The 25,354-nt window shown below is 60.6% G+C and carries 22 protein-coding genes and 2 pseudogenes; 19 read left to right on the forward strand and 5 right to left on the reverse strand.

The annotated features are described in order from the left end of the window. Window positions 1-64 precede the first annotated feature (64 nt). The 8 genes from QO058_RS20770 (at window position 65) to QO058_RS20805 (ending at window position 9,054) form a co-directional block, all read left to right on the forward strand. The gene (locus tag QO058_RS20770) at window positions 65-1,171 is read left to right on the forward strand and encodes a branched-chain amino acid ABC transporter substrate-binding protein (RefSeq protein ID WP_284168142.1); all 1,107 of its coding nucleotides are present in this window, start codon (window positions 65-67) and stop codon (window positions 1,169-1,171) included. Window positions 1,172-1,260: 89 nt separating this feature from the next. Further along, a complete protein-coding gene (locus tag QO058_RS20775) occupies window positions 1,261-3,138 on the forward strand; it encodes an ABC transporter permease (protein WP_284168143.1) in 1,878 nt (625 codons plus the stop codon). A gap of 2 nt (window positions 3,139-3,140) precedes the next feature. After that, window positions 3,141-3,902, forward strand: a complete 762-nt coding sequence (locus QO058_RS20780) for an ABC transporter ATP-binding protein (protein WP_284168144.1) — start codon at window positions 3,141-3,143, stop codon at window positions 3,900-3,902. Further along, window positions 3,899-4,627, forward strand: a complete 729-nt coding sequence (locus tag QO058_RS20785; protein WP_284168145.1) for an ABC transporter ATP-binding protein — start codon at window positions 3,899-3,901, stop codon at window positions 4,625-4,627. The genes QO058_RS20780 and QO058_RS20785 overlap by 4 nt, the downstream gene beginning before the upstream one ends. A 96-nt stretch (window positions 4,628-4,723) precedes the next feature. Continuing rightward, on the forward strand, window positions 4,724-5,926 hold the full coding sequence (locus QO058_RS20790; protein WP_284168146.1) for a pyridoxal phosphate-dependent aminotransferase: 1,203 nt from the start codon (window positions 4,724-4,726) through the stop codon (window positions 5,924-5,926). Window positions 5,927-5,937: 11 nt separating this feature from the next. After that, entirely contained in the window at window positions 5,938-7,134 is a 1,197-nt protein-coding gene (locus QO058_RS20795; RefSeq protein ID WP_284168147.1) for an NAD(P)/FAD-dependent oxidoreductase, read from the forward strand. A 93-nt stretch (window positions 7,135-7,227) separates the two neighbouring features. Beyond that, on the forward strand, window positions 7,228-8,271 hold the full coding sequence (locus QO058_RS20800; protein WP_284168149.1) for an ABC transporter substrate-binding protein: 1,044 nt from the start codon (window positions 7,228-7,230) through the stop codon (window positions 8,269-8,271). A gap of 168 nt (window positions 8,272-8,439) precedes the next feature. Beyond that, window positions 8,440-9,054 carry an RraA family protein gene (locus QO058_RS20805; protein ID WP_284168150.1) on the forward strand — a complete coding sequence of 205 codons (615 nt, stop codon included), beginning with the start codon at window positions 8,440-8,442 and terminating at the stop codon, window positions 9,052-9,054. A gap of 511 nt (window positions 9,055-9,565) precedes the next feature. Here the strand turns inward: QO058_RS20805 and QO058_RS20810 are convergent. Next, window positions 9,566-10,276, reverse strand: a complete 711-nt coding sequence (locus QO058_RS20810; RefSeq protein WP_284168151.1) for a GntR family transcriptional regulator — start codon at window positions 10,274-10,276, stop codon at window positions 9,566-9,568. A 779-nt stretch (window positions 10,277-11,055) separates the two neighbouring features. On the opposite strand from QO058_RS20810, the gene QO058_RS20815 reads away from it, so the two are divergent. From QO058_RS20815 to QO058_RS20835, 5 genes are read left to right on the forward strand one after another with little or no spacing between them, the layout of a single operon-like run. Next, a complete protein-coding gene (locus tag QO058_RS20815) occupies window positions 11,056-12,288 on the forward strand; it encodes a metal-dependent hydrolase family protein (RefSeq protein ID WP_284168152.1) in 1,233 nt (410 codons plus the stop codon). A gap of 10 nt (window positions 12,289-12,298) precedes the next feature. Beyond that, a complete protein-coding gene (locus tag QO058_RS20820) occupies window positions 12,299-13,075 on the forward strand; it encodes a LamB/YcsF family protein (protein ID WP_432211960.1) in 777 nt (258 codons plus the stop codon). 33 nt (window positions 13,076-13,108) lie between these two features. After that, window positions 13,109-13,543 carry an acetyl-CoA carboxylase biotin carboxyl carrier protein gene (locus tag QO058_RS20825; protein WP_284168154.1) on the forward strand — a complete coding sequence of 145 codons (435 nt, stop codon included), beginning with the start codon at window positions 13,109-13,111 and terminating at the stop codon, window positions 13,541-13,543. Then, complete coding sequence (accC, locus tag QO058_RS20830) at window positions 13,536-14,909, forward strand: acetyl-CoA carboxylase biotin carboxylase subunit (protein WP_284168155.1); 1,374 nt, start codon at window positions 13,536-13,538, stop codon at window positions 14,907-14,909. The genes QO058_RS20825 and accC overlap by 8 nt, the downstream gene beginning before the upstream one ends. Further along, window positions 14,899-15,294: a hypothetical protein gene (locus QO058_RS20835; RefSeq protein ID WP_284168156.1), complete on the forward strand. Its 396-nt coding sequence runs from the start codon at window positions 14,899-14,901 to the stop codon at window positions 15,292-15,294. Before accC ends, QO058_RS20835 begins: the two co-directional genes overlap by 11 nt. On the opposite strand, the gene QO058_RS20840 is transcribed toward QO058_RS20835, so the two are convergent. The 4 genes and pseudogenes from QO058_RS20840 to QO058_RS20855 form a co-directional block, all read right to left on the reverse strand. Further along, entirely contained in the window at window positions 15,279-15,947 is a 669-nt protein-coding gene (locus QO058_RS20840; RefSeq protein ID WP_284168157.1) for a 5-oxoprolinase subunit C family protein, read from the reverse strand. The genes QO058_RS20835 and QO058_RS20840 overlap by 16 nt on opposite strands. After that, the gene (locus QO058_RS20845; protein WP_284168158.1) at window positions 15,859-16,302 is read right to left on the reverse strand and encodes a 5-oxoprolinase subunit C family protein; all 444 of its coding nucleotides are present in this window, start codon (window positions 16,300-16,302) and stop codon (window positions 15,859-15,861) included. Before QO058_RS20845 ends, QO058_RS20840 begins: the two co-directional genes overlap by 89 nt. Then, a complete protein-coding gene (gene pxpB / locus QO058_RS20850) occupies window positions 16,299-16,970 on the reverse strand; it encodes a 5-oxoprolinase subunit PxpB (RefSeq protein WP_284168159.1) in 672 nt (223 codons plus the stop codon). The genes QO058_RS20845 and pxpB overlap by 4 nt, the downstream gene beginning before the upstream one ends. A 122-nt stretch (window positions 16,971-17,092) precedes the next feature. Then, a pseudogene (locus tag QO058_RS20855) lies at window positions 17,093-17,868 on the reverse strand (SDR family NAD(P)-dependent oxidoreductase). 281 nt (window positions 17,869-18,149) lie between these two features. Here QO058_RS20855 and QO058_RS20860 point away from each other — a divergent pair. The 6 genes and pseudogenes from QO058_RS20860 (at window position 18,150) to QO058_RS20890 (ending at window position 25,313) form a co-directional block, all read left to right on the forward strand. After that, window positions 18,150-19,049 carry an ABC transporter permease gene (locus QO058_RS20860; protein WP_284168160.1) on the forward strand — a complete coding sequence of 300 codons (900 nt, stop codon included), beginning with the start codon at window positions 18,150-18,152 and terminating at the stop codon, window positions 19,047-19,049. Next, window positions 19,049-20,128 (forward strand): ABC transporter ATP-binding protein, encoded by a 1,080-nt coding sequence (locus QO058_RS20865; RefSeq protein ID WP_284168161.1) that lies wholly within the window; start codon window positions 19,049-19,051, stop codon window positions 20,126-20,128. The genes QO058_RS20860 and QO058_RS20865 overlap by 1 nt, the downstream gene beginning before the upstream one ends. Before the next feature lie 2 nt (window positions 20,129-20,130). Beyond that, complete coding sequence (locus QO058_RS20870; protein ID WP_284168162.1) at window positions 20,131-20,991, forward strand: ABC transporter permease; 861 nt, start codon at window positions 20,131-20,133, stop codon at window positions 20,989-20,991. Window positions 20,992-21,141: 150 nt separating this feature from the next. Next, window positions 21,142-23,070 (forward strand): alpha/beta hydrolase domain-containing protein, encoded by a 1,929-nt coding sequence (locus tag QO058_RS20875; RefSeq protein ID WP_284168163.1) that lies wholly within the window; start codon window positions 21,142-21,144, stop codon window positions 23,068-23,070. Window positions 23,071-23,149: 79 nt separating this feature from the next. Then, window positions 23,150-23,608, forward strand: coding sequence for a VOC family protein (locus QO058_RS20880; protein WP_284168165.1), 459 nt, complete (start codon window positions 23,150-23,152; stop codon window positions 23,606-23,608). 222 nt (window positions 23,609-23,830) lie between these two features. Next, window positions 23,831-25,313: pseudogene (locus QO058_RS20890) on the forward strand (gamma-glutamyltransferase family protein). Window positions 25,314-25,354 lie beyond the last annotated feature (41 nt).

Here is a 25,354-nt window from a genome sequence, read left to right on the forward strand (position 1 = left end):
TTTGGCGGAGGTCGAGGCTTCTTGGAATGATCAGCGACGAAAACCAGAAAATGAGGGGATAGCCATGAACGGAAAGCCAATTTCTTTCCTTGCTGCAGTGGCAATGGCCGCGATGTCCGCTGGGGGCGCAACCGCCCAAGACATCACGCTTGGCATTATCGCTCCGATGTCGGGCCAGCTGGCTGGCGAGGGAAAAGATCTCGAAAACGCCATCAAGCTTGCGGTTTCGAAGTTGAATGCAGCGGGCGGCATCGCCGGGAAGAAGATCACGACCGTTACCGCGGACGACGCGTGCGACCCGCAGCAGGCGGCCGCAGCGGCCAGCAAACTCGTATCGAGCAATGTGACAGCGGTCGTCGGGGGCTATTGCTCGGGTGCCGTGCTTCCCACGCTGCGGATCTACGGCGATGCGCGCGTGCCATTCGTGATTGTCGGAGCCAACTCCACGCGGCTGGTCGAGGCCAATCCAGGCAATGCCTTTCTCGTGAACTCCACGGGCGATGCGCAAGCCGTCACCGCAATCGAGCTTTTCGGGAAAAAAGGCTTCAAGACGCTTGCTATCGTCGACGAGGGTGACGCCTATTCGGCCGATCTTTCGCGACTGATCGCCGGGGGCTTCGAAAAGGCAGGCGGGAAGGTGGTGGCGAAAGATACCGTCGCCACTGGCGAACAAGACTTCTCGGCGCTCGTCTCCCGGATCCGTGCTGCCAAGCCCGACGCGGTTTTGTGGACGGCTTATCACGGCGGCGGCGCTCTGCTGACCCGGCAGCTGCGGCAGGCCGGATTTACCGGGGCGATCGTGCTTGGCGACGGCAACAATTCCCCCGAATACCTCAAGATCGCAGGTTCGGCCTCGGAGGGCGTCTACCTGTTCTCCCCGCCGGTGCTGGAATTCTTGCCCGACGCGAAGAATTTCCAGACCGAGTACAAGAGCGCGTCCAATCGGGATCCGGGCGCGTACGCGGCCCTTGCGTTCGATGCCGCAAACGTCGCTGGCGACGCCATCTCACGCGCTGGCTCGACCAACGGGACGGAGATCATAAAGGCGCTGAAGGCAACCAACTATAAGGGGTTGGCCGGCGTGGTGCAGTTCACCGACAAGAACACGTTGGCCGGCTCGAACTTTGCGACCCTTCAGGCCAAGGCCGGACGCTGGACGCTCGCGCAGTAATCTCTCGCGCATTTCTCTGCGAAGCGGAAGCGTCGATGGCGCCTCCGCTTTTTTCGCAACCGTCTGGCTTTCATTTTTAGGATCCGCGCATGGACATGTTCCTGCAACAGGTCGTCAACGGGCTGATCACCGGCTCGTTCTACGCCCTGATCGCGCTCGGCTATTCGATGGTGTTCGGAGTCATCAAGCTCCTGAATTTCGCCCACGGCGATATCTACATGACGGGCGGGTTCGTCGGCCTGGGGATCTTGACCGTGATCTCGGGGTTCGCGGGATCCGGTTGGCTCGGCGTCATGCTCGCTCTGGTTTTCAGCGTCCTGGCCGTAGGCCTCCTCGGTGTATTCATAGAGCGCGTTGCCTATCGCCCGATGCGCGGCGCTCCTCGACTGTCGATATTGATCACGGCGTTGGCCGCCTCGATGGTCTTGAACTCTTCGATCCTGGCCCTGACAGGCGGTCGCCATGAAGCCTTCTACGCCGATCTGGGCTTCGCCGGCTTCTTCGTCGGCGACGTGCGCATTACCTTGACCCAGTTCGTGCTGGTCGGTCTGTCCATCGCACTGATGATCGGCCTCGAGCTATTCGTTTCCCGAACGCTTTACGGCAAGGCCATGCGCGCGGTCGCGATCGACATGAACGCAGCCCGGCTGATGGGGATCGACGTCGACCGCGTCATCAGTCTCACGTTCTTCATCGGCTCGGGCCTCGCCGCAGCGGGCGGCGTAATGGCTGGCGCATATTACGGAAGCCTTCATTTCTTCATGGGCTTCACGATGGGGCTCAAGGCTTTCACGGCAGCCGTTATCGGAGGAATCGGCTCGATTCCGGGCGCCATGCTTGGAGGGATCCTCCTTGGCCTCCTGGAGGCCTTCAGCTCGTCGCTGCTTCTTTGTCAGCTCGGCGTGGAGAGACGTCTTCGTCTTCGGGGCGCTGATCGCTTTCCTGGTCTTCAAGCCGACCGGTCTGCTCGGGCGAAGCCTCGTGGAGCGCGTATGATGAACGTCGCCGAGGAGACGACCCAAGAAGGCACCAAAGAGCCGGCGCCGACTTTCGGCGCTGATCGCAGGACGGCCCAAATCGGCGTCGCCTTACTCATAAGCGCTGCGCTCTTGCCGCTGGTGAGCAACTCCTACACGCTGGAGGTGGGCACGATGATCCTCCTCTACATGGTGCTTTGTCTGGGACTGAACGTCGTGGTGGGTTATGCGGGCCTGCTCGATCTCGGATACGCGGCATTCTTCGCCGTAGGGGCATATTCCGCCGGCATTCTGACGACCCAATTCGGTTTCAACTTCTGGCTCACGGTGCCGGTCGCGATCGTCGCCGCGTGCATCGCGGGGGTGATCATCGGCGCTCCGACGTTGCGTCTTCGCAGCGATTATCTCGCGATCGTCACCTTGGGCTTCGGGGAAATCGTGCGGATCATTGCGCGTAATCTCGAAGTGACGGGAGGCGCGAGCGGTCTTATCGGCATCCAAAGGCCGAGCCTGTTCGGGTACGAGCTGAACCATGTCGCCCACTACTACTATGCATTTCTGATCTTGGTGGTGCTGACGATCTTCGTCTGCGTCAGCATCGGTCGATCGCGGATCGGACGCGCGTGGCTCTATGTTCGATACGACGAGGACGCTGCAGCGGGGATTGGAATCAACCGCGTCGCGGTGAAGCTTTACGCCTACGTGACGGGTGCGGTCATCGCGTCGATTGCCGGGACGCTCTACGCCGCGAAGATGACGGCCATCTCGCCGGAAAGCTTCACGTTCATGCAGTCCCTGCTGATCTTGTTGGGCGTCGTACTCGGAGGCATGGGGAAGATCCCGGGCGTCATCTTGGGTGCGGCGGTCATGACACTCTTGCCGGAGATCATGCGCGAAGCCGGAACGTATCGGCCCCTCGTGACCGCGCTCGCACTCCTGGCACTGATGCTTTTGCGCCCTCACGGCCTTTGGCCCGACCGGAGGGCTTAGCGATGTCGCTTCTACTCGTCGAGAAGCTCAGCCTCCAGTTCGGTGGGCTGATCGTCCTGAAGGATGTCTCCTTCGAGGTTCAGGCCAACGGCATCCATAGCCTGATCGGGCCAAATGGCGCCGGCAAGACGTCACTATTCAACTGCCTGACCGGCTTTTATCGCCAGTCGAGTGGAGACATCCGGCTGCGTGGCGAAAGCATTGGCGCCATGCCGCCGCACCGCATCACGCAACGAGGCATCGCGCGAACCTTCCAGAATATCCGACTGTTTCGCGAGATGACCGTCCTGGAGAACGTCATGGCCGGCCGTCACTGCCGGAGCCATCATGGAATCCTGGCAGCGATCGCGCACCTCCCGTCGCAGCGACGCGAGGAAAGGGATATCGAAGCCCGGAGTAGGCAGTGGCTGGATTTCGTCGGCATCCCTCATCTTTGGGATCGGATAGCCGGCACGCTTTCCTATGGCGACCAGAGACGGGTCGAGTGGGCGCGCGCGATGGCGTCCGATCCAGCGCTCTTGCTCCTGGACGAACCTGCGGCGGGGCTTAACCACTCGGAAAAGGCCGAGCTCGCGGATACGATCCGGCGGGTTCGCGACCAGGGCGTCACGATCCTCCTGATCGAGCATGACATGGGCCTGGTCATGCAGGTCTCGGAGCATGTCGTGGTACTGGATCACGGGCAGAAAATCGCGGAAGGTTCCCCGCGGCAGATACAGAACGACTCCAAGGTCATCGAAGCTTACTTGGGATCGGACGCATGACGAACGAGATCGTTCTGTCGGTCGACGCCATCGACGCCCACTACGGTCACATCCAGGCGTTGCGAGGAGTGTCCCTAGAGGTCAAGCGAGGGCAGCTCGTCGCCTTGCTCGGCGCCAACGGGGCAGGCAAGTCGACGGTGCTGAGAACAATATCGGGCCTGGTTCGCGCCACGGCGGGACGGGTCGACTTCCTGGGCGAGGACATCGCCTCGACCCCGGCGCACCGTCTGCCCTATCGAGGGCTCGTGCACGTTCCGGAGGGCCGCCGGATTTTTGGCGGAATGACGATCCTCGAGAATCTGGACCTCGGATCGTTCGTGTTGCGCGACGACGCCGAGAGAAAGCGCCGGCTCGATAACGTATTCGGGTTGTTCCCAATCCTCGCCGAACGAGCTCGGCAGGACGCTTCGCTTCTCTCCGGTGGACAGCAGCAGATGCTCGCGATCGGCCGCGCGCTCATGGCGTCGCCCAAACTGCTGCTGCTCGACGAGCCGTCGATGGGTCTCGCGCCTCTGATGGTGAAGGAGGTCATGCAGATCGTCGAGCGATTGCATCGCCAGGGCGTAACGATCTTGCTCGTCGAGCAAAACAGTAAGGTCGCGCTGAAATATGCCGATTACGCTTATGTGCTCGATAGCGGCCGTATCGCGCTGCAGGGCACCTCCGATGAGCTTCTGAGGGATGACCTGATCATCAAGACGTATCTCGGCAGCCCTATCAGCTGACGATCGCCCACGACGGTGCGCCGCCACGTCACGGCATTTCCATTGACGAAATGGATAATGTGTCCAAAATGCTCCGATAGAATTCAGGGGTCCGATATGTCTGTAGTCGCGCCGCGGATGGCGGTGATCAAGCCAAGCCCGAGCATGGCCGTCACCGCGACGGCCGCTCGCCTGAAAGCGGAAGGTGTCGACGTCATCAGCCTAGGTGCGGGTGAACCGGACTTTCCCACGCCTGACCATGTCGTCGAAGCTGCGGTCGAAGCGATGCGCCGCGGTGAAACACGCTACACGGCCGTCAACGGTACCCCGGCCCTAAAAGAGGCGGTGATCCGAAAGTTCAGGCGCGAGAACGAGCTCGAGTTCGAACCTAAGGAAATCATCGTAAGCGCGGGCGCCAAGCAGATCATCTACAACGCGATGATGGCCAGCCTGGCGCCCGGCGATGAGGTGATCGTACCCGCGCCGTACTGGGTCTCCTACACCGACATCGTCCTTCTTGGAGAAGGCACGCCGGTCGTGGTGCAATGCGACGAGAGCACCGGCTTCAAGCTGAGCCCCGAAAGCCTGAGGAAGGCGTTGAGCTCGCGCACGAAATGGCTATTCCTCAACAGCCCATCAAACCCGACGGGCGCAATCTATAGCCGGGACGAGCTGGCCGCGCTCGGAGCCGTGCTTGAGCGATTTCCCGCGGTTCACATCCTAACGGACGACATCTACGAACATATCCGGTTCGATGGCCGGCCGTTTCACACGATCGCCCAAGCGTGCCCTTTCTTGAAGCCGCGCGTGTTGACGATCAACGGTGTCTCCAAGGCTTACGCGATGACGGGCTGGCGGATCGGCTACGCCGCCGGTCCGCGCGAACTGATCAAGGCGATGGGCACGGTCCAAGGGCAGAGCACGACGAATGCCTGCTCGATTTCGCAGGCAGCTGCGGCCGCAGCCCTGGACGGCCCGCAGGATTTCCTGGCCGAGCGCACGAAAGCTTTCGAGCTCCGCCGGGACCGTGTGCTGAGCGAGCTGGCGGGAATTGACGGACTCCGATGCGAGACACCGGAAGGAGCCTTCTATGTCTATCCCTCGTGCCGCGGGTTGCTCGGGAAGATCCGGCCCAACGGGCGTACCCTCGACACCGACGACGATGTCGCTCTGTTTCTGCTGGAGGAGGCACGTGTCGCCGTGGTGCAGGGAAGCGCCTACGGCGGCTCCCCTCATTTCAGGATGTCGATCGCGACGTCGATGAACAATCTGATCGAAGCGACGCAGCGCATCGGCGAAGCCACCGCCGGCCTTCGCTAGGAATTTTGTACATGAGTGAAGCGGAAGCAAATATGCGGCGGTCATTCGACGTGGTCATCGTCGGCGGCGGGGTCATCGGAAGCTCCATCGCTTATTTTTTAGCGGAGAGCTCCGATTTCACGGGAAGCATTGCTGTAATCGAACGCGATTCCACTTATGCGATCGCATCCTCGTCGCTCTCCTCGAGCTCGATCCGTCAGCAATTCGGTACGGTGCCGAATATCGCCATGTCGGCGTGGAGCATCGAGTTCCTCAGGCAGGCGAGGGCGCATTTGTCCGTCCCGGACAATGTCGCCGACATTGGCCTGCGCGAGCCGGGATACCTCTTCCTCGGTGGGCCTGGCTCTGAAGGGTATTTTCGAGCCAAGCACGAAATCCAGCGCAGCGCGGGCGTTCCCTCGCTGTTGTTAACTCCCGACGACCTCCGCGAGCGCTATCCGGATCTGAATGCCGACGACGTGGCAATCGCTTCGGTCGGCCTCGAGAAGGAAGGGTGGTTCGACGGGCCCGGATTGCATCAGGCATTTCGCAGGAAGGCTCGTTCCCTCGGGGTGACGTATATCAACGGCGAGGTCAGCGGGCTGGACAGGGTCGGCTCTCGGATCGGGGCGGTGGTGATGGCAGACGGCCAGCGGATATCTTGCGATACCGTGGTCGGCGCGGCGGGCTGCTGGAGCGGGATCATCGGACGGATGGCGGGCATCGAAGTCCCCGTCGTGCCGCGGAAGCGGTGCACGTTCGTATTGGATAGTCCCGCGAACACGCCGGCCGGCCACTTTCTCCACGACACCACGGGCGTTTGGATCAGGCCGGAAGGTCACCTCTTCATCTGCGGCACCACGCCAGCCCATGAAAACGAGGCCGATGATTTCACGTTGGAGGTCGACTACGATCTCTTCGACGACGAAATCTGGCCGGCGCTCGCCCATCGCATGCCGGGGTTCGAGCGGCTTCGGATGCTGAGAGCCTGGGCCGGCCTCTACGAGTATAATCTTTTCGATCATAGCGCGATCATCGGGCGCCACCCCGAGATTGCAAATTTCGTCCTGTGTACCGGCTTCAGCGGTCACGGGATGATGCATTCGCCCGCCGCGGGCCAAGGCGTGGCCGACCTTATCACCTTCGGGGAGTACCGTCAGATCGACCTCACCGAATTCGGTATTGAACGCATCGCCGCAAACCGGCCTATTCCGGAACATGTCTATTGAGCAAAATGCCCTGAAATCAGCAGAGGATCGCGCGAGCTAAGGTCGATTTGCAGTAAATCACTTCCAGCAGAGAAATCTCGAAGGGTACCGCACATGACTAATCTCATTAATCGCCGTCGATTCACGCAGTTGCTTGGCGGTGCGACGGCCGCGAGCGCGTTGCCTAATTCCGCGGGGGCCCAGAGCGGGCGACGGCTCGTCATCGGCAACTGGGGCGGAGACTCGCAGAAGGTCCTCGATAATTTCATCGTGTCTCCCTATCTGAAGCCGAAAGGTATCGACGTATCGTTCGATGCCGCCGCCGAGGCGCCGCGAAAGGTCAAGATACTCGCCGAGCGGGCTTTGCCGCGCGGAACCATGGACATTGCCGGGCTCACGGATTCCGGGGCTTACGAGCTTTTCAAGAATAACGCGCTCGAAGAGATCGACTACAGTCGCATTTCGGCTGCATCGCAAATAATCCCGGAATTGCGCAAGCCCTACATGCTGCCTCAGTTCTTCAGCACGCGGGTTATTCTCTATAATCCCGAGCGCATCAATCCGGCGCCGACATCCTATGCCGACCTTTGGAACCCGGCTTATGCAGGCAAGGTGGGGGTGATCGACATCCAGTATCAGTCGACAATCGAATCCGCCGCACTCGTAGGCGGGGGCTCGATCTCGAATTACGAGCCCGGCAAGCAGAAATTACTCGAGCTCAAGAAAATGGGCGTCCGAGTCTATCCGACGAACGAAGCCATGGCACAGGCACTGCAGAGCGGTGAATGCTCGATCTGCATTATGTGGCAAGCTCGTGGAGTGATGTGGCAGAATGCGGGTATCCCGATCAAGATCGCCTTCCCGAAGGAAGGTTTGGCGCTCTATCAGGCCGGATTCTCAATTCCGAAAAATGCCCGCAACAAGAACGAGGCGTATGAGTTTCTCAACGCCGCCCTGCAAACGGATACTCAGACGGGGTTCGCTAATGCGTTTGGCTACAACCCGCCACTAAAAGACTTCCCGTTGCCTGCGGATTACCGTGCGAGGATTGGAATCCCGGAAGGCATGGACAAGCAGATCCTTCTTGCCGACAATGATTACCTTCTCAAGAATGATGCCTTGTTAAAGGACTGGTGGGACAAGGTATTTAAGGCCTGATCGCAATAATCAAATCGAGGGACGCCTTGAGCACCCTCGGACCCTAACGGCTCCCCGGATCCGCAGGCGGGAGTTGCAGAACGCTTTCGGGCGTACGTGCCGCGCTTTGTCTATCTGGCAGGGCCGGCGAACCGATGATCAATCCGCTTCAGAACAAGGAATGCCGCCATGACCGAGTTGTCAGTTCTCGAAGGCTTTCGCACGGCCGCTACGCCGTTGATAAGTGACAACCTCCATCGGCTGCCGGGTGCCGTGGGTTTGCGTCCGTTTCACCGTAGTGGCCGGATGGTCGGCAGGGCGCTTACCGTAAGGACCGCGCCCGGGGATAACCTTTTCATTCACAAGGCGCTCGAATTGATCAAGCCTGGCGATGTCATCGTGGTGGATGGCGGCGGGAGTCCCGACCGAGCTCTCATCGGCGAGATCATGATCAACATTGCCAAATACCAAAGCGCGGCAGGCTTCGTGATCGACGGCGCTATTCGAGACACCGCCGCGATCGAGAGCCTCGATTTTCCCTGCTTCGCTCGGACTGCCATTCATAAGGGGCCGTATAAGAATGGACCTGGGGAAATCAACGTGCCGGTATCGGTCGGGGGCATGGTGGTAAATCCCGGGGACGTCGTGGTTGGTGACGAGGACGGAGTGGTCGCCTTTCCTTTCGAGGGAGCGGAAGCGCTCCTGAAACTGGTGCGCGATCAGGAAATGCGCGAAGAAGAGACCCTTAAAAGCATCCGAGAGGGACGGTATGTCGGTGCCTATGGCGTCAAGCCTGCTGCTTAGCGTCCCGTCGCCACCGGGGCCGCTCTCTTTACAGGTCTTGCAATCCGTAGGAGTGGTCATCGCCGATGCAAAGCCGCGTCCCGCTCGACTGAGACTTGAGCGGGACGTGGCCTCTCGGTCACCGTACCAATCCTCGCGAAGAGGGGTAAGCATCGAGCGAAGCCTTCGATACCCACATTGTCGGCGAATTTCGAAGGCGGCGTCGTCGAGGCGCATTTTCACGGTGGTTAGCGCTTAGAGCTCGGCGGCGGCCTCACGCCGAAAGACAAAGCGCCGTCCCATATAGTGCGACACCGCTCGCTGCTCGACCACACCAATGGGAAATCTTCACGCGCCACAGGGGTCGAAGGATCGAGCCGCGCCGCCGACATTGCGACACTGTGGGCGCTCGATCCGTTTCTGTCTTGGCCTCAACGCCAGTCGAATCGCCCCCAAATCGGTTGGTGTGCGGGGGGTTAGGCAGGGCCGGCATTGAAGAGGACGAGCCCCACACAGGCGCTGAGCGAACCCGCTACCTGGCCACACGCCGCCGCTTAGGCTCGGGCGATACGTCAGCAGGCTCTTTTGCACGAAGTGCCGTTATTCGCTCAACCAGGAACTGGCCGCCATCGGTTATGTGCTGATCCAAAAGGGCCACGGCTCGCTCGACGTCACCGGTCCGGCAAAGCGCTAGGAGCAGGGCGTGTTCGCGGCTGGCCTTCTCTTGGCTCCCAGCTAGCGAAACCATGAGGCGCGTGTAGCGCTCGATCTGCTGATGGATCTTGGCCACCAAATCGATCGTCATCACCCGTCCGGATGGCTCATAAAGAGCGCTATGAAACTTCCAGTTTAACGCGTGAGAGTACTCCGAGTGTCGGCCCTCTCTTGAGAAATGCTCCAGAGCGTCCTGCGCCTTCGCAAAGTCGATTTCGGTCATTCGCGGAATCGCGAGAGCGAGAAGCCAAGTCTCCACCCGCGCCCTCAGTTCGAACATCTCCAAGATCTCTCCAAGGGAGATCGCCGAAACCACGGCGCCTTTTTGGGATACGAGCGTAACATACCCCTCGGAGTGGAGCTGATGCAGTGCTTCGCGAACGGGGATTCGGCTCACGCCGATCTCGGAGGCGATATGCTCCTGGCGGAGCCGTGTACCGGCCTCGTATTCACCCGATAGAATGCGCTTCCGAAGGACGTCGGCAACCTGCGACGATATCGTCTTTTTCTGAACGATTGTATCCGACATCACAGTCCTAAGTGTTCTCAAAGGGGCGCTAGGAAGCAAAGGCAGAAAATGCCTTACGCCGGTCGCGCACAACGGATCAACATGGCTTGTAGCATAGCTCGTCCCACCCGCCAGTGGCGCAACTGTCCCCGGTGAAGGCAACGATAGTGAATTCAACATGCCAACGCTCCGAGAGGCTGGCCGAGCTAATCGACCACGCCGGTGGGTGATCTCGATTGACCCAGCCATTCCAAACGGTGCTTTAGGCCGCGGAGAGGATGCGGCCTGCGAGTCATATCGTCGCCTCGCTTCGTGATTGCCGCCAGCCAGCAACGGATCGAATTCTGGCGGGGGCGAACGCGTTTGGTCTCCGATCGATCCGTCACTCGGGAGAACCTGAGCCGTAAGATGGACCGTTCCCATCGCAGTCGATCGCTCGTGCGGGACGGCTGAACGTTCGAAACGATCGATGGACATCTTGCCTTTTTGGCTCGAACGAGTGCAGGCCCGGCCGCCTGGATGCAATCACAACTCTCTGGCGTAACAGCTGTCACCGCGGTTGACTGGATACCATCACTGGATAACATATCCACAAATGCACGAGAAGGGCGCTGGGATGCTGCTGTTCAAGTTCCTTGCGGATAGCCGCCCAAGCGGCCGATCGCTGGGAGGCTGTTTCGCAGCGCATTTTTGAAGCTTCGTCGGCGACAGAGCTTGCGCTCCTCGCTTCCAACTGGCCTGGCGTTTGACGACCGCCCAGCGCGTCTCTCCCGCCCATCATAACGCTGCAGGAAATCTCCATGACCGTGACAGTTATCGACAATGCCAACGTTCTCGACGTCGATCGCGGCGAGATTCTTGAAGGCCAAAAGGTCGTAATTGAGAACAACGAGATAAAAGATGTTTCGAGGGGCGGGCCGAACCCCGGCGATTGGCGCGTCATCGACGCCAAAGGCGCGACGGTGATGCCGGGTTTGATCGATGCTCACGTTCATATTACGGCTTATGCCGGCGATTTCGGAACGTTGTCGCGTTCGTCGCCCAGTTATGTGGCTGCACACTCGGCGCGGACGCTAAAGAGGACGCTTCTGCGCGGCTTCACGACCGTTCGGGACGTCGGTGGCGCCGACTTCGGTCTGGCTAAGGCGGTCGAGGAGGGGCTCTTCGAGGGGCCCCGCGTTCTCTTCGGTGGCAAGGCCCTGTCGCAGTCCGGCGGGCATGGCGACATGCGCGACCCGGGCACTGAGGTATTGGATACCGCTTATTCGCAGCCTGGCCTCGGCGTCGTCGTAGACGGTGTCGCCGAAGTCCGGCGCGCGGCGCGTGCCGAGATCAGACGCGGCGCGCATCACGTCAAGATCATGGTAGGCGGCGGTGCAGCCTCTCCGACCGATCGCCTCGATTCGGATCAATTTTCCGAAGAAGAGATCTCAGCGGTCGTCGAGGAAGCTGAAATGGCGAACGTTTATGCCGTCGCTCATGCCTACTCCGCGCGGACGATCAGCCGAGCCGCGCGCCTTGGCGTCCGCTCGATCGAGCATGGGAATTTCCTGGACGAACCGACGGCTCAGCTAATGAAAGAGAAGGGCTGTTTCCTCGTTCCAACGCTCGCGGCCTACCACATGTCAGCCAAATACGGTGCCGAGGCGGGCATGAGCGCGACAACCATCGAGAAGATCAACGCGCTGGTCGCTCCGGGCATCCAGGCCGTTGAGATCGCGCGTCGTCTTGGGATCCCGATGGCTTATGGCACCGATCTTGTCGGTACGATGATGCAGGAATTCCAGCTGCAGGAATTTTCCCTGCGCCATGATGTAGTGCCGAACGACGAGCTTCTCCGCTCGGCCACTATCGTCGGCGCGGAACTCGTGCGCCTCGAAAAGCGGATCGGTCGCCTGGCGACCGGGTATCTGGCCGATATCATCATCGTCCAAGGGAACCCGCTGCGGGACATCACGGTCCTTGAAAAGCCCGAAAGCAATCTCTTGCTGGTCATGAAAGAAGGGCGGATCTACAAGAATGAGCTCCGCTAGTGCAACGGGCGTGAAGACGTCGATCGACCTGAATTCGGACATGGGCGAGGCGTTTGGCGCCTATCGCTTGGGCGATGACGAGGCGATTCTCGACATCGTCAGTTCTGCCAACGTCGCTTGTGGTTTTCACGCGGGCGACCCGGAGGTCATGGCGAACACCTTTCGAACCGCGCGCGAAAAGGGCGTGACCGTCGGCGCGCATCCCGGCTTTGCCGATCTTTGGGGTTTCGGACGTCGCGTATTACCTCACACGACCGGCGAAATTGAGCGGCTAACAGCCTATCAGGTGGGCGCTGCGCAGGCCCTCTCCGCCTATTCTGGCAACCCGATCACATACGTCAAGGCCCATGGCGCCCTCGGCAACCTTACCGCTTCGGATCCAGAAGTGGCCAAGGCCGTGACGAAGGGGATCAAGGCGGTGGATCCTAAGCTGATCTGCCTGGTTATCGCGCTCGGCGAGCAGGAACGGATTGCGCGCGATCTTGCGATGGAAGTCAGGTCCGAGATATTCGCTGACCGGGCCTACACCAACGAGGGCATGCTAATGTCGCGCAAGCTTGCGGGGTCCGTATTGACGGATGCCACGGAAGCCGCCGACCGCGTCGTCCGCATGATCCGCGCCGGCGCGATCGAGACCGCTTCGGGACGATTGATCGAAGCGGATTTTCATTCGATTTGTCTGCACAGCGATACGCCCCAAGCCGTTAGCATCGGCCTTGCCGTTCGCGGTGCTGTCGAGGCCGCCGGCATTTCGATTGAGGCTTTCGCTCCTAAGGGCCGCCCTTAAAGCCCCACCAGTCGGCACCAGTGAGACGAATGCATGGACCGGGTCCTACTCGAACACCTCTTTGCGCTCTTCGATCGGTCAACGCTCGCGGAGATGACATTTGCCGCGGGTGGGACCAAACTCCATCTCGTCCGTGACCAGCTTCCGCAAAACCCGGCTAAACCTGCCATCGAGGCCGAGACCCCGTCGCCCCCGCCGGTCTCCGTCGTGCCTCGCAGCGAAGTCACGGCTCCCTGTTTCGGAACGTTCTTTCGCCGACCGAATCCAGATAGCCCGCCCTTCGTCGAGGTTGGCGACACGGTCGCGGAAGGTCAGACCCTCGCCGTCGTCGAGGCGATGAAAATGCTCAATGCGATCGAGTGTGACCGCGCTGGCCGCATTGTGGCGATCCGCGAGCAGGATGGCGCAAGCGTAGCCGCCGGTGCGGTCCTGTTCGAAATCGAGGCTACGGAGGCGATCGATGTTTGACACCGTCCTGATCGCCAATCGCGGTGAAATCGCTTTGCGCGTGCTGCGCGCCTGTCGCAGTCTCGGTCTGAAGACAGTGGCTGCCTATTCCGAAGCCGATGCGGCACTCCGGCACGTGTCACTGGCCGATAAAAGCATCTGCATCGGACCTGCGTCCGCGGCGTCTAGCTATCTCGATCCTTCCCGCCTTCTTCTTGCCGCGCGATTGACGGGGGCAGGCGCAGTTCATCCCGGTTACGGGTTCCTTTCGGAGAATGCCGACTTCGCCCAGGCAGTCGAGGAGGCCGGTCTGACTTTCATCGGGCCCTCGGCGAGGGCCATCCGCTTGATGGGGGACAAGGTCTCCGCGAAGAAGGCAATGGCCCAGGCGGGCATACCCTGTGTTCCCGGATCGGAAGGGGCCTTGCCGGATGATGCGGCCATAGTGAGGGCTTTGGCCGATGAAGTTGGTTATCCGCTTATCGTGAAGGCGGCGGGCGGAGGCGGTGGCCGAGGCATGCGGATCGTACGAGCTGCCGCGGATCTGGAGACGTCGGTTGCCACGACCCGGCAGGAGGCTGGGCAAGCCTTCCGGAACTCGCAGGTGTACATCGAGCGCTTTCTGGAACATCCCCGGCATGTCGAGATCCAGATCCTCGCGGATGGTCATGGAAACGTCGTTTGGCTGGGGGAGCGCGATTGCTCGATGCAGCGCCGACACCAAAAAGTCATTGAGGAATCACCTGCGCCCCATATCTCGCGCGAGGCGATTGCCGCGATTGGCGCTCGTTGTGCGGATGCCTGTCGGTCCATCGGATATACCGGGGCAGGGACCTTCGAGTTCCTGTATGAAGATGGGCACTTCTTCTTCATCGAAATGAATACGCGCGTGCAGGTCGAGCACCCCGTTACGGAGCTCGTGACGGGGGTCGACATCGTCCGAGAGCAGATCCGCATCGCCCAGGGGGAGCGGCTCACGATCCAGCAGGAGGACATACGCTTTGTCGGCCATGCGATCGAATGCAGGATCAACGCGGAAGACGCTAGAAACTTCATGCCCTCGCCCGGTACGGTGTCCCAGTGGATCGCACCGGGCGGCCCCGGTATTCGTGTCGAAAGCCACCTTTATTCCGGCTATACGGTGCCGCCGCACTACGATTCCCTCGTCGCTAAGCTCCTCGCCCACGGCGCAACCCGCGAAGAGGCGATCGAGCGCCTCAAGGTAGCCCTGGCCGAAATCGAGATCGCCGGCATCGCCACTACGGTGGAGCTCCATCGAAAGCTCATGAGCGACGAGGGCTTCGTCAAAGGGGGATTCGATATCCACCACCTCGAGCGACGCATGGACGCCGGGCTGTTCGACGATGAGGTTCGCCATGACCGCTGATGACGTCGCCTGGTTGATCGCGCAGGTTGATCGGCTAGGACTTCGCGAGCTGGACTTCGAGGACGCCGGTGGCAGGGTAATTCTGAGGCAGGGTGTCGCTACCCGGCCCTCGGCACCCGAGTCGAAAGCCGCCCCCGGTCCGGTGGTTCCGCGCAATGTCATCCGATCGCCAGGGATGGGCTTTTTCCGGGCCAGCCATCCCGGCGACCAGAGCCCCGGCCTGCAGCCGGGCGACAATGTCGAAAACGACGCGATCGTCGGCTATCTCGATCTGAGTCCCGGATTCGAAATCGTCCGTGCTCCGGCCCGTGGCAGGATCGCGCGGTTGATCGCGCAAGACGGACAGTTGGTCGGCTTCGGGGACCCGCTTTACGAACTGGGTTGAGCTGCGGAGCCGAATTTGCGGTTGGTTTGGGGTCGCCAGACCGAATCGACCGCTGCTTGTCGAATGCGTGTTGTCAAAGCTCTCTGAAGCCGCAGCGTCTCCAATCCGGAGTCGATATCCGTCAGGGCGAACCGCAGCGCCTGGCCAACGCGGAGCTGTCCCAAACGCCACAGATCGGCTTCGATCACCGTCGCGATCTTAGGGTACCCGCCGCAGGTGTTGGCGTCGGCCAGCTGTATGATCGGTTGGCCGGACGGAGGCACCTGCACGGTGCCAGGCACGATGCCATGCGAGAGAAGCTCCCGCGGCTGCCCGAGGTTTAGTTTTTCTCCCGAGAAGCGGTATCCCATCCGATTGGCGTCGGGTGTCAGCGTCCATGCATTCGAGAAGAAAAGCTCGCGTGACGGGCTCGTGAAGGCGTCGAATTCGGCCGCAGGAACCACACGCACGGTGACAGGCTGGCCCGGCGGGTCAAAGCCCGCATCCAAATCGTCGTGCCAAGCGCCGAACCCGTCGTGAGCTTCTGGAAGAGGAGCGGCCGATCCTTGGCAGAGCGACAGCCTGTCACCGCGCTTCAGGCCCCGGCCTTCCAGGCCGCCGAACCCGTTTTTTTTGATCGGTCGCCCGCGAGCCGAGCACTTCGGGTACGTCAAATCCCCCGCCGACCGCAAGGAAGGCTCGCGCGCCCCGACGCGGCGCTCCGATCGTCAGGGTCTGCCCCGCCCTTGCGGAGCGCATCCAACACGGCGGAAGCCGCATTCCGTCGAGCTTGGTATCGCAAACCGCGCCGGTCACGGCAAAGTTGGCGTCGCCGTGAAACTTGATCCGAAACGGGAAAAGCGCGACTTCGATAGCGGCTGCATTGGACGGGTTGTCGAGCAGCGCATTTGCAAGTTCGTAAGCCAGTCGATCGATCGGCCCGCATGTGCTGACACCGATGTCCAGATAGCCCATTCGGCCCTGGTCCTGCACCGAGTTCAGCAGGCCGGTACTAAGGACTTCGATCATATCTCGAGGCTCGCAATGGAGAACGTTATGGTGTCGCCGGGGGAGAGCCGTGCCGGCGGAGTGGCGGTGACGTCGAAGAGAACGAAGTCGGTGACACCCAATATATGCCATCCCGAAGGGGCCGAGGTCGGCATAATCCCTGCCTGGGCGCCGCCGATGATAACGGATCCCGTCGGCACATGAAGGCGAGGGCTGATGCGCCGTGGGCAAGATAATGCCGGATCAAGCCCCGAAAGATAAGGATAGCCTGCCATCGCGCCGAGCGCCGCGACCGTATATGTGACGCCCGCATGCCTCTCGACGAACGTTTCGATCGGTAAGCCTGCGTGCTCGGCGAGCATTCGAAGATCCTCGCCGGCCTGGCCCCCGTATCGCACCGGGATGGTCCACACTTGATGTTCGGAGTCGGCAGCCTCCACGCCCTCCCATAGCGAGACCAGGCGCATCTCGACATCCCGGGGATGGATCGACAGGCCATCGAACACGACCATCAGATTGTTCATTCCGGGAACGCACTCGCGGACGCCCGGGATCGCTCGCGCAGACTTGGCTACCGCCCAGATCAATTGCTGATACTCGTCGCTGAACTGATCCCGGGCGCAATCCAGAAGCACGGCGCCGGTTCCGGCCGGCTGAATTCGTAATGGCGGCCATGCCTGACTAATCATTCCCATCTCCGGCTTGAACGCCGCGGGGCGGCTTGGATGCCTGCCGATTGGAGGCGAAAAAGAGCCGGCTCGATCGCCGGCTGTGGCGTCGGCGAAGTCGCTCTCGCCGATCAGGCGCGGTCTCACCCTTCGACCGGCACGGTGTAGTTCAGAATCAGGCGGCCGCCATCGGGATAAATGGTTTGACCTACGATGTACGAGGCGTCGTCGCTGCAAAGGAAGGACGCCACGCTCGCGATCTCCGAGGGCTCACCGCAGCGGCCTGCCGGTGTCCGAGACAAGATGATTTGCCTTTGCTCCTCGTTCGACATGACCGATGACTTGACCATGTCCGTCAGGATCGTACCTGGACCGATCGCGTTGACGCGAATGCCGTGGGGGATCAGGCCTACCGCCATGACGGCCGTGAGCTGCTTGATGCCACCTTTCGAGACGGCGTAAGCAACCGAATTGGGTATGGCCAATATCGCGTTGATCGACGACATGTTCACGATCGACCCCCCCGGCCTTGCCTGATCATCTGACGCGCCGCTGCCTGGCCCAGAAGGAAGGGCGCTTTGAGGTTGACCTGCTGGACTCGATCGAAGTCCTCCTCGGGAAAATCGACAAAATCCGAGAGGTGGATTATGCCCGCGTTGCTGATAAGGATGTCGACCGAGCCGAAATCGGACGTCGCCCGATCGATGATATCCTTCGCCATTTTCGATGAAACTTCGTTCAGATCAGAGACAATCCAGCTCGCTCGCTCGCCCAGACCCCGGGCAGCTTCCCTTACGACGTCCTCTTTGACGTCGTGCAGGAGGACCTTGGCGCCTTCGGCATGCAGCCGCTGCGCGCAGGCGAGCCCCAGCCCTCGTGCGGCTCCCGTGACGATCGCGACCTTACCCTCATGCCTCATTGCAGAACCCCAAACCAAAAATGGATAAATTATCCTGATTGGCTGATGTAAGCACACCGCTTCGGAGCCCTCAAGCCTCTTCGGAAGGCAATGTCACCGTTTCCGCCCCGGTTCGCTGACCTATAACGGCGGAGCATATCTCCTATCGCAAAATTCTAGTTTGCGACCGCCCAGGACGCATGCACGATTTCGCCTGTTCGAAGATCTCCCGCAAAGTTTCGAGACTTTGGGAGGAGGCTGACTCCTGCATCGTCAGGGTAACCTAAATCGGGGAATCGGATTTGAACCGCTCAACGCCGCCGACGGCGCGCGCCGACGCGGCCGGCACGACCGCTATGTCCGTGCCGCGCCTCCCCGTCAGCCGCGCACGCGCCCTACAAGTAAGCCTAGGGAAAATAACTTATACCGTTAGCGTTGTTCTTGCGTTCGTCTTCTTGCTCAGCCCGCTTATCTTGATCGTCTGGCTGAGTTTTTTTGCCGGACAGATCCCCGCCGTTCCACCGGCGAGCTATTCGATTGCGTGGTACGGCGAAGCCCTCAAAAACGTGCAGTTTACGAGCGGGCTTTGGACGAGCCTGAAGGTGGCGCTGCTAGCGACTGGCATGGGGCTTCTCGTCTCGATCCCGGCAGCGGTGGCCTTGAGCAAGCGCATCCTACCTTTCAGTGAGGCCATCCTTCAGTTCTTGATGAGCCCGATGGTTGTGCCCGGCATCGTTCTCGGCGCCGGCCTTTATGTGACGATGATCCTCGTCGAGATCAAAACAGACCTTCCGCTCGTCGGCTCTCCCTGGGGCATGATGCTCGGCCACGTCCTCCTGACTATCCCATGGTGTCTCAGGCTGATTCTCGCCAACATCGGTTTGGTGGATAAGGCCGTGGAAGAGTCGGCGATCAGCTTGGGGGCTCGTCCGCTGACCGTGCTGATCAAGATTACCCTTCCGCTGATGTGGCCCGGAATCGTGGCCGCCGGGCTCTTCAGTTTCGTCGTGAGCTTCGGCAATCTCGAAATGACGCTCTTCTTGGTGGCTCCCGGGGAGACGACGCTGCCGATCGCGATCATCCAGTATCTTGAGTGGCGGCTTGACCCGAGCGTGGCGGCAATCTCGGTCATTCAGATCCTGCTCGTAACGAGCGGGCTGCTGATCACCGATCGCTTCATCCCGATAACGAAAGTATTCTGATGTCGAACATAAGCATCTCGGGTCTGAAGAAGCGTTATGGTCCGGCAATGGCCGTTGAGAATTTCAACCTTGAGGTGGATCAAGGCGAAATGATCGTCTTCCTGGGTCCATCGGGCTGCGGGAAGACCACGACGCTGCGCATGATCGCAGGGTTCATAGATCCAACGGAAGGCAGCATCAAGCTGAGCGGGCGTGAGATCACCGGCGTGCCGGCCTATGACCGTAACATCGGGCTTGTCCCTCAAAACTACGCGCTTTTTCCGCACCTTTCCGTCTTCGAGAACGTTGCTTTCGGGCTTCGGCGTCGGAAGACGCCGGAGCAGGTCATCGCGACTAAGGTCGAGGAAGTGCTCGCGCTCGTGCGGATGGACCCTCTGTCCAAGCGGATGCCGCGGGAGCTTTCCGGCGGACAGCAGCAACGCGTCGCTATCGCGCGGGCGATCGTGATCTCGCCCGATATCCTCCTGATGGACGAGCCGCTATCCAACCTGGATGCCAAGTTGCGCGTAGGCATCAGGCAGGAGATCAAGCGGCTGCAGAAGTCGTTGGGTATCACCACGATCCTGGTGACGCACGATCAAGAGGAGGCGATGAGCATCGCGGATCGTGTGGTCGTCATGAGCGAGGGACGAATTCGGCAGATTGGAAGGCCCGAGGGCATCTACGCCCGTCCCGATAACCCCTTCGTCGCGGATTTCATCGGTCACACGAACTTCATTCCGGGCAAGGCTGATGGGGACTTCTTCGAAGCCGCGTCCGGAATACGCCTCGCCCTGCCAGGCGCCGCGACTGATCACGACGTCGTCGTCATCAGGCCGGAGCAGATCGAGATCGCGGCTTCGCCCACGCTGTCCCTCAACGAGTTTGCGGGCGAAGTCATCTCGAAAATCTATCTGGGCGCGGTTGTTCTGCTCGAATGTCGCATTGGGCAGGATCTCGTCATCAACGTCGCCATCACCTCGTCGGAGGCGCTATCGACGGTGGCGGAGGGTGCCACGGTCTACCTCACCATGCCGCCCGACAAGTTGCTGACCATGAGGAGCGATGAGCAATCGCCCGAAAACGCTCGAGGACGATGAAAATGGCTTCCGTCTATCTCGCCGGGTCGACCGTTCCGAACAAACGAAGCGCGTTCTCGTTAGTGCTTCCAGCGTTGTTGATATCGCTCTTTTTGTACCTGCTGCCCCTGCTGCTACTTGGCCGGTACAGCCTGAATCGCTTCGTTCCGGGGCAGTTCATGCTTCCGGATTTTACGTTCGCAAACTATGCTAATATAGTCTTGGATCCATATTATAGGAATATCTTATTCGTCACCGTCTCGATGTCTCTTGGCATCACCTTCATCGCGCTAATGGTCGGAATCCCGCTGGCTCATCTTATTAGCAGGTCGACCCGCTACAAGAAACTGTTGATCCTGCTGGTAGTCATCCCGCTTTTCGTGGGTTCCGCTGTCCGGGCTGCTGGCTGGATGCTCGCATTTGGCGAGCAAGGGTTGATCAACGCCCTCCTCACCAACTTGCACATCGTCGAACGGCCGGTTCAAATCATGTATACGCCGTTGGCGGTCTTGATCGGAGCTGCCGCAGTCAACATCCCCTTCGTAGTCCTGACCATCCAAAGCGTGCTCGACGGACTTAATCCGTCGCTTGAGGAAGCCTCGCTCAGCCTTGGCGCGACCCCGTTCGAGACGTTCCGAGAGGTTACGCTGCCACTGGCCATGCCGGGCATCAAGGCGGCCTTCGTGATCTCGTTCATCCTCGGGATGAATGCCTATGCCACCCCGGTTCTCCTCGGCGGTCCGAGTTTCCAGATGATGGCCCCGGCCGTCGCCTCCGAGATCCTGGCGAAGAACAATTGGCCGGTCGGCGCGGCGCTGGCCTTCTTCCTGGTCGTTTCGACGCTCATTCTTACCACGCTATCGGGGCGCTCGAAGCGTAGCTAGGCGAACGCGGCCCGAGTGTCGGCAGGCGCCGACGCTGCCTCCTGATCGGTGTAATCGATGCTAAAATTTGAAAATGTTAGGCGGGTAGCTTTCGCTGGCGCGTGTGAGTTCGGGCAGGCTGGTGCCTACGAGCGTGTCACGGGTCGCGCCATGTTCAAGATCGATCCATCGGAATCTCGCAACCGGTCGATAGTCGATCTCAGCCATGCTCCGCGCGACGCGGATGGTCTCGTCTCATACGGTGGCGATTTCTGCATCCTGCGCCCGGCCGAACCGGGGCGTGGCAACGGCCGGTTGCTGTTCGAGTTCGTTAACCGTGGCAACAAGCGCGCTCTTCATTTCTTCAACGACGCGCCGTCAGGAAATATGCCTCTCAGCCTCGCCGATGCCGGCAACGGCTTTCTGATGCGCGAGGGTTACGCGGTCGCCTGGCTCGGATGGCAGGGGGATCTGTGGCCCGGAGATGATCGCTGCACGCTTTCGGTGCCGGTGGCACGCGAAGGGACAACCGCGATCGAAGGGAAGATCTTCGCGGAATTCACCCCGACCTCGGACGGAGTGAAGGTATATCCGCTCAGCGCCGCCACGACCTGCCGCAGTTATCCCGTGGTGCCCCATGCCCATTCCTCCGCGTCGTTGACGCGACGCAGATATTATTGGAGCAGCAGGGAAGAGGTTCCCCGGGATCGCTGGGATTTCGCTCGCACCGAGGGAGGACAGGGGGCCGACAATCAAGGCGCCGAACGAGCCGTCATGCCGTCCGACTTCCATATCCATATGCCGGATGGATTTGAGCCAGGCTGGATCTACGAACTTGTTTATCTCGGCCAGGACCCGCTCGTCTTAGGCTTGGGACACAGCGCAGTCCGTGACTTCGTCGCGGCGTTGCGGCACGGCGACGCCGCTGGAAGCGACGAAGTGGCACGCGAGGTTGCCGCCCTGGAAATCGAACGCGCTTATTGCTGGGGGCGCTCTCAATCAGGACGCTGCATCAGGGACTTCATCTACCACGGGTTCAATGAGGATTTGGCTGGCCGCAAGGTCTTCGACGGCGCCATGCCTCACGTCTCGGGCGCCGGAAAAATGTGGCTCAATCAGCGCTTTGCCAAGCCGACGCTCCTGCCGGGCCAGAGTTACGAGAACCATACCGCCCCGGCCGACATATTTCCCTTCTCCTATGCCGCCAGCTCCGATCATCTGACGGGCGCGCGGGACGCGATCCTGAAGCGGCCGAATTCCGACCCGTTCGTCATTCACACGGATTCCGCATCCGAATACTGGCATCGGCGCGCGTCCTTGGTCCACACGGACACTGAAGGCAACGATCTCGCCCAGCCCGAGACGGTCCGGATCTATCTGTGGGCCAGTTCGCAACATTGGGCATATCCCCGCGACGTCGAGTTGACCTCCGGTATCAGTGAGCAGCTGTTCAATACGGTAGCGACCTCGATGTTTTTTCGAGCGTTGCTTCGCCGCCTCGATGACTGGGTGACACGCGGGATCGCGCCACCCGAAAGCCGGATCCCGTTGGTGGCCGAAGGTACGTTGGCAACCTTCGAGGATTGGCGGGCATCGTTCCCCCAGATCCCGGCCGTCACATGCCCGGCTTCGGAGAGTCGCCTCGAGGCCATGGACTATGGGACAAACTACGCGGCAGGGATTCTGGACCAGGTTCCTCCGGCCATCTATGCATCCCGAAGCTACGCCGTCCGAGTGCCGGGTGTCGATGCGGATGGCAATGACATTGCGGGCTTAAGGGCCCCGATGGTGCAGGCGCCGCTTGGCACCTATACGGGCTGGAGCGTCAGACGAAGAGAATTGGGCGCGGGAGCCATGGTCGGTGTGACCGGCTCATACATACCCTTTCCAGAAACACGCGAGGTCGCAGAGGCGACGCGCGATCCCCGTACCTCGATCCTCGATCGCTATCCGACGGCAGACGCCTACCGCGACGCTATCGCTGCAGCAGTCGATGGTCTGATCCGCGATGGCTTCGTCATCGAGGAGGACCGGTCGCGATGCATCGCACTGGCTAAAGACTGGGGCTGTAGCCGCCATCGGGTCGTTCTAGGGTCCTAAGTAAAGCAGCGTCGATGATGCATCAGCACTTTAGGCTCTATCCCAAATTCAGGTGTTGTGACCTTTCATGGAGAGGCAAATGTCCAGCGATGGAAAAAAGAACGTATTCCGGAAGGTGCATCATCTCTGCATCGTCGTCCCGGATATTGAGAAGGCTGTTGAATATTACGAGTCGGTCGGTATCGGTCCGTGGAAGGATTTTCCGCCCTTAGGCGACCTGCCGGTTTCCTCTCTAACACGAGAGGAAATGGAGTCGTGGATCTATAAGTCCTGCGACCTTGAGAATATCCAGTTCCAGCTCTGCCAACCTTTGCCCAGCACGACCCGCAAGTATCGCTTTCTGCAAGAGCATGGAGGAGGGGTCTACCATATCGGGTTCGGGGTGCCTGACATCGAAGAGGCGGAGCAGGCTTGCCTGGATATGGGGCTTGTCATCGGCGAGCGAGGTAGAAAGCACGATGGCGAGGGCTTCACGTATTTCGATACGAGGGAGGACGCTGGCGTCGTCCTCGAGATTCGCTCCAATTGGAACCCCTGATTGTCTCGTCGCACCGGAGCTGCTTGGTATCAAACGGTTCCGGTGCGATTTCACCCGGAGAAGGGCTGCCTGTTCGACTAGCGGCGGTCCAGAAGGCCAGTTCTTACCGTCGCCGTTCTGCCGGGGCTGGCAGTCGTCCTCAAGGACTGTCCGGTTACCTCTCATGCGCCGTGCCAAATCGACTTTGGTCGGTAAAATTCCAGAAGCTAGGGGCACGTTCTCATGCAGGGGATGGTCGTAGCCGCGCAGCCCGAAGCAGCCGAGGTTGGCGCGGAGATATTGAGAGCGGGTGGCAACGCGGTCGATGCCGCCATCGCCTGCGCATTTTGCCAAGGCGTCGTTGACCCTCAGATGTGCGGGATCGGGGGCTTCGGCGCGATGCACGTCGTGCTGCCCGGGCGAGGGGTGCACACGACGCTGGAGTTCCTGGGAAGAGCGCCGTTAGCCTCGACCGCGGACATGTGGGAGGCCAATTTCGTCGGCGAGACCAGAGACGGATTTGCGTTCCTTCTCGACGACCTCGCGAACGACATCGGCTATCGGGCCGTGGGCACTCCGGGGAATGTGAAGGGCTTCTGTCTTGCACTGGAGCGGTACGGTAAGATGGACCTTGCCGATGTGATGGCGCCGGCGATCGCGCACGCCCGCGACGGATTTTTGATCAGGCCATATATGCATTATTTCTGGTCCATCGATCTTGGAGCGTATCGCCCGCGGTGGATCGGACGTTTTCTATCACGGCGAGCTCGCGGACGAGATTGCGGCCGATATGGCCGAGAACGGCGGTCTTCTAACAAAGGCCGATCTTCAAGCGTATCGCGTTTCGGAAAAGGATCCGATCTGGGGCAGCTATCGCGGCCGCCGCGTTGCCAGCACGCCTCCTGCGACAGGCGGTATTTCGCTAATCGAACTGCTTCAGATTCTCGAGGCGTTCGACATCGGCGCGTTTGAGCATGGTTCCGCGGAGCACATCATTGTCCTCGCCGAGGCGATGAAGCGAGTGACGCTCGATCGGGAGGCCCATATGGGAGATCCCGAGTTTATCCCTGTTCCGATGGACATGCTGCTGTCGCAGGAGCACGCGCGAAAACATGCGGAGTCCATCAAGCGCGGAGAACGAGCCAAAATCTCGCGATCGGAGCTACCAGGCGAGTCCCGCGACACGACGACCGTTAGCGTCATGGATGCGGAGGGGAACGCCGTCACCATAACGCACACCCTGGGTTCGCCCTCCGGCGCGATCTCACCTGGACTTGGATTCATGTTCAATGGCACGATGGCCGGATTCGACCCTCGTCCGGGCCGTGCCGGCTCAATTGCTCCCGGCAAGGCGAGAGGTAGCACGATGGCACCGTCAGTCGTGTACGACGGGGACGAGCCGATCCTGGCAATCGGCGCTCCCGGCGGAACATATATCGTCCCGGCCATCGCCCAGGCGTTGAGCAACGTGTTCGATTTTGGGATGACGATGCAGGAGGCGGTTTCTGCCCCTCGCGTCGTTTGCCTTAGCGACAAAATCGACGTGGCCAACCGCATTGCACGCCGAGTATCCTCGCAGCTCGAAGCTCAGGGCTATCCGGTCGCCAGATCGTATCAATCCTATGCCTTCGGCGCGCCTCACGGCATCCTCCGTCAGGACGGAAGGTGGCAAGGCGGCGCTGATCCCCAACGGGATGGCATGGCCGTAGGCGTTCGCGATCGTTGACCGCGCAGCGTCCGCGGCCTCGCCTGCGGTCGAAATAGAGG

Source organism: Bosea vestrisii (genome assembly GCF_030144325.1).
In the GTDB taxonomy this organism is placed as follows: domain Bacteria; phylum Pseudomonadota; class Alphaproteobacteria; order Rhizobiales; family Beijerinckiaceae; genus Allobosea; species Allobosea vestrisii_A.

What these genes read in the sequence shown, in the direction of transcription:
- QO058_RS20770 (WP_284168142.1), top strand. Translation starts at nt 65, where the DNA reads ATGAACGGAAAGCCAATTTCTTTCCTTGCTGCAGTGGCAATGGCCGCG.
- QO058_RS20775 (WP_284168143.1), top strand. Translation starts at nt 1,261, where the DNA reads ATGGACATGTTCCTGCAACAGGTCGTCAACGGGCTGATCACCGGCTCG.
- QO058_RS20780 (WP_284168144.1), top strand. Translation starts at nt 3,141, where the DNA reads ATGTCGCTTCTACTCGTCGAGAAGCTCAGCCTCCAGTTCGGTGGGCTG.
- QO058_RS20785 (WP_284168145.1), top strand. Translation starts at nt 3,899, where the DNA reads ATGACGAACGAGATCGTTCTGTCGGTCGACGCCATCGACGCCCACTAC.
- QO058_RS20790 (WP_284168146.1), top strand. Translation starts at nt 4,724, where the DNA reads ATGTCTGTAGTCGCGCCGCGGATGGCGGTGATCAAGCCAAGCCCGAGC.
- QO058_RS20795 (WP_284168147.1), top strand. Translation starts at nt 5,938, where the DNA reads ATGAGTGAAGCGGAAGCAAATATGCGGCGGTCATTCGACGTGGTCATC.
- QO058_RS20800 (WP_284168149.1), top strand. Translation starts at nt 7,228, where the DNA reads ATGACTAATCTCATTAATCGCCGTCGATTCACGCAGTTGCTTGGCGGT.
- QO058_RS20805 (WP_284168150.1), top strand. Translation starts at nt 8,440, where the DNA reads ATGACCGAGTTGTCAGTTCTCGAAGGCTTTCGCACGGCCGCTACGCCG.
- QO058_RS20810 (WP_284168151.1), bottom strand. Translation starts at nt 10,276, where the DNA reads ATGTCGGATACAATCGTTCAGAAAAAGACGATATCGTCGCAGGTTGCC.
- QO058_RS20815 (WP_284168152.1), top strand. Translation starts at nt 11,056, where the DNA reads ATGACCGTGACAGTTATCGACAATGCCAACGTTCTCGACGTCGATCGC.
- QO058_RS20825 (WP_284168154.1), top strand. Translation starts at nt 13,109, where the DNA reads ATGGACCGGGTCCTACTCGAACACCTCTTTGCGCTCTTCGATCGGTCA.
- accC (WP_284168155.1), top strand. Translation starts at nt 13,536, where the DNA reads ATGTTTGACACCGTCCTGATCGCCAATCGCGGTGAAATCGCTTTGCGC.
- QO058_RS20835 (WP_284168156.1), top strand. Translation starts at nt 14,899, where the DNA reads ATGACCGCTGATGACGTCGCCTGGTTGATCGCGCAGGTTGATCGGCTA.
- QO058_RS20845 (WP_284168158.1), bottom strand. Translation starts at nt 16,302, where the DNA reads ATGATCGAAGTCCTTAGTACCGGCCTGCTGAACTCGGTGCAGGACCAG.
- pxpB (WP_284168159.1), bottom strand. Translation starts at nt 16,970, where the DNA reads ATGATTAGTCAGGCATGGCCGCCATTACGAATTCAGCCGGCCGGAACC.
- QO058_RS20865 (WP_284168161.1), top strand. Translation starts at nt 19,049, where the DNA reads ATGTCGAACATAAGCATCTCGGGTCTGAAGAAGCGTTATGGTCCGGCA.
- QO058_RS20870 (WP_284168162.1), top strand. Translation starts at nt 20,131, where the DNA reads ATGGCTTCCGTCTATCTCGCCGGGTCGACCGTTCCGAACAAACGAAGC.
- QO058_RS20875 (WP_284168163.1), top strand. Translation starts at nt 21,142, where the DNA reads ATGTTCAAGATCGATCCATCGGAATCTCGCAACCGGTCGATAGTCGAT.
- QO058_RS20880 (WP_284168165.1), top strand. Translation starts at nt 23,150, where the DNA reads ATGTCCAGCGATGGAAAAAAGAACGTATTCCGGAAGGTGCATCATCTC.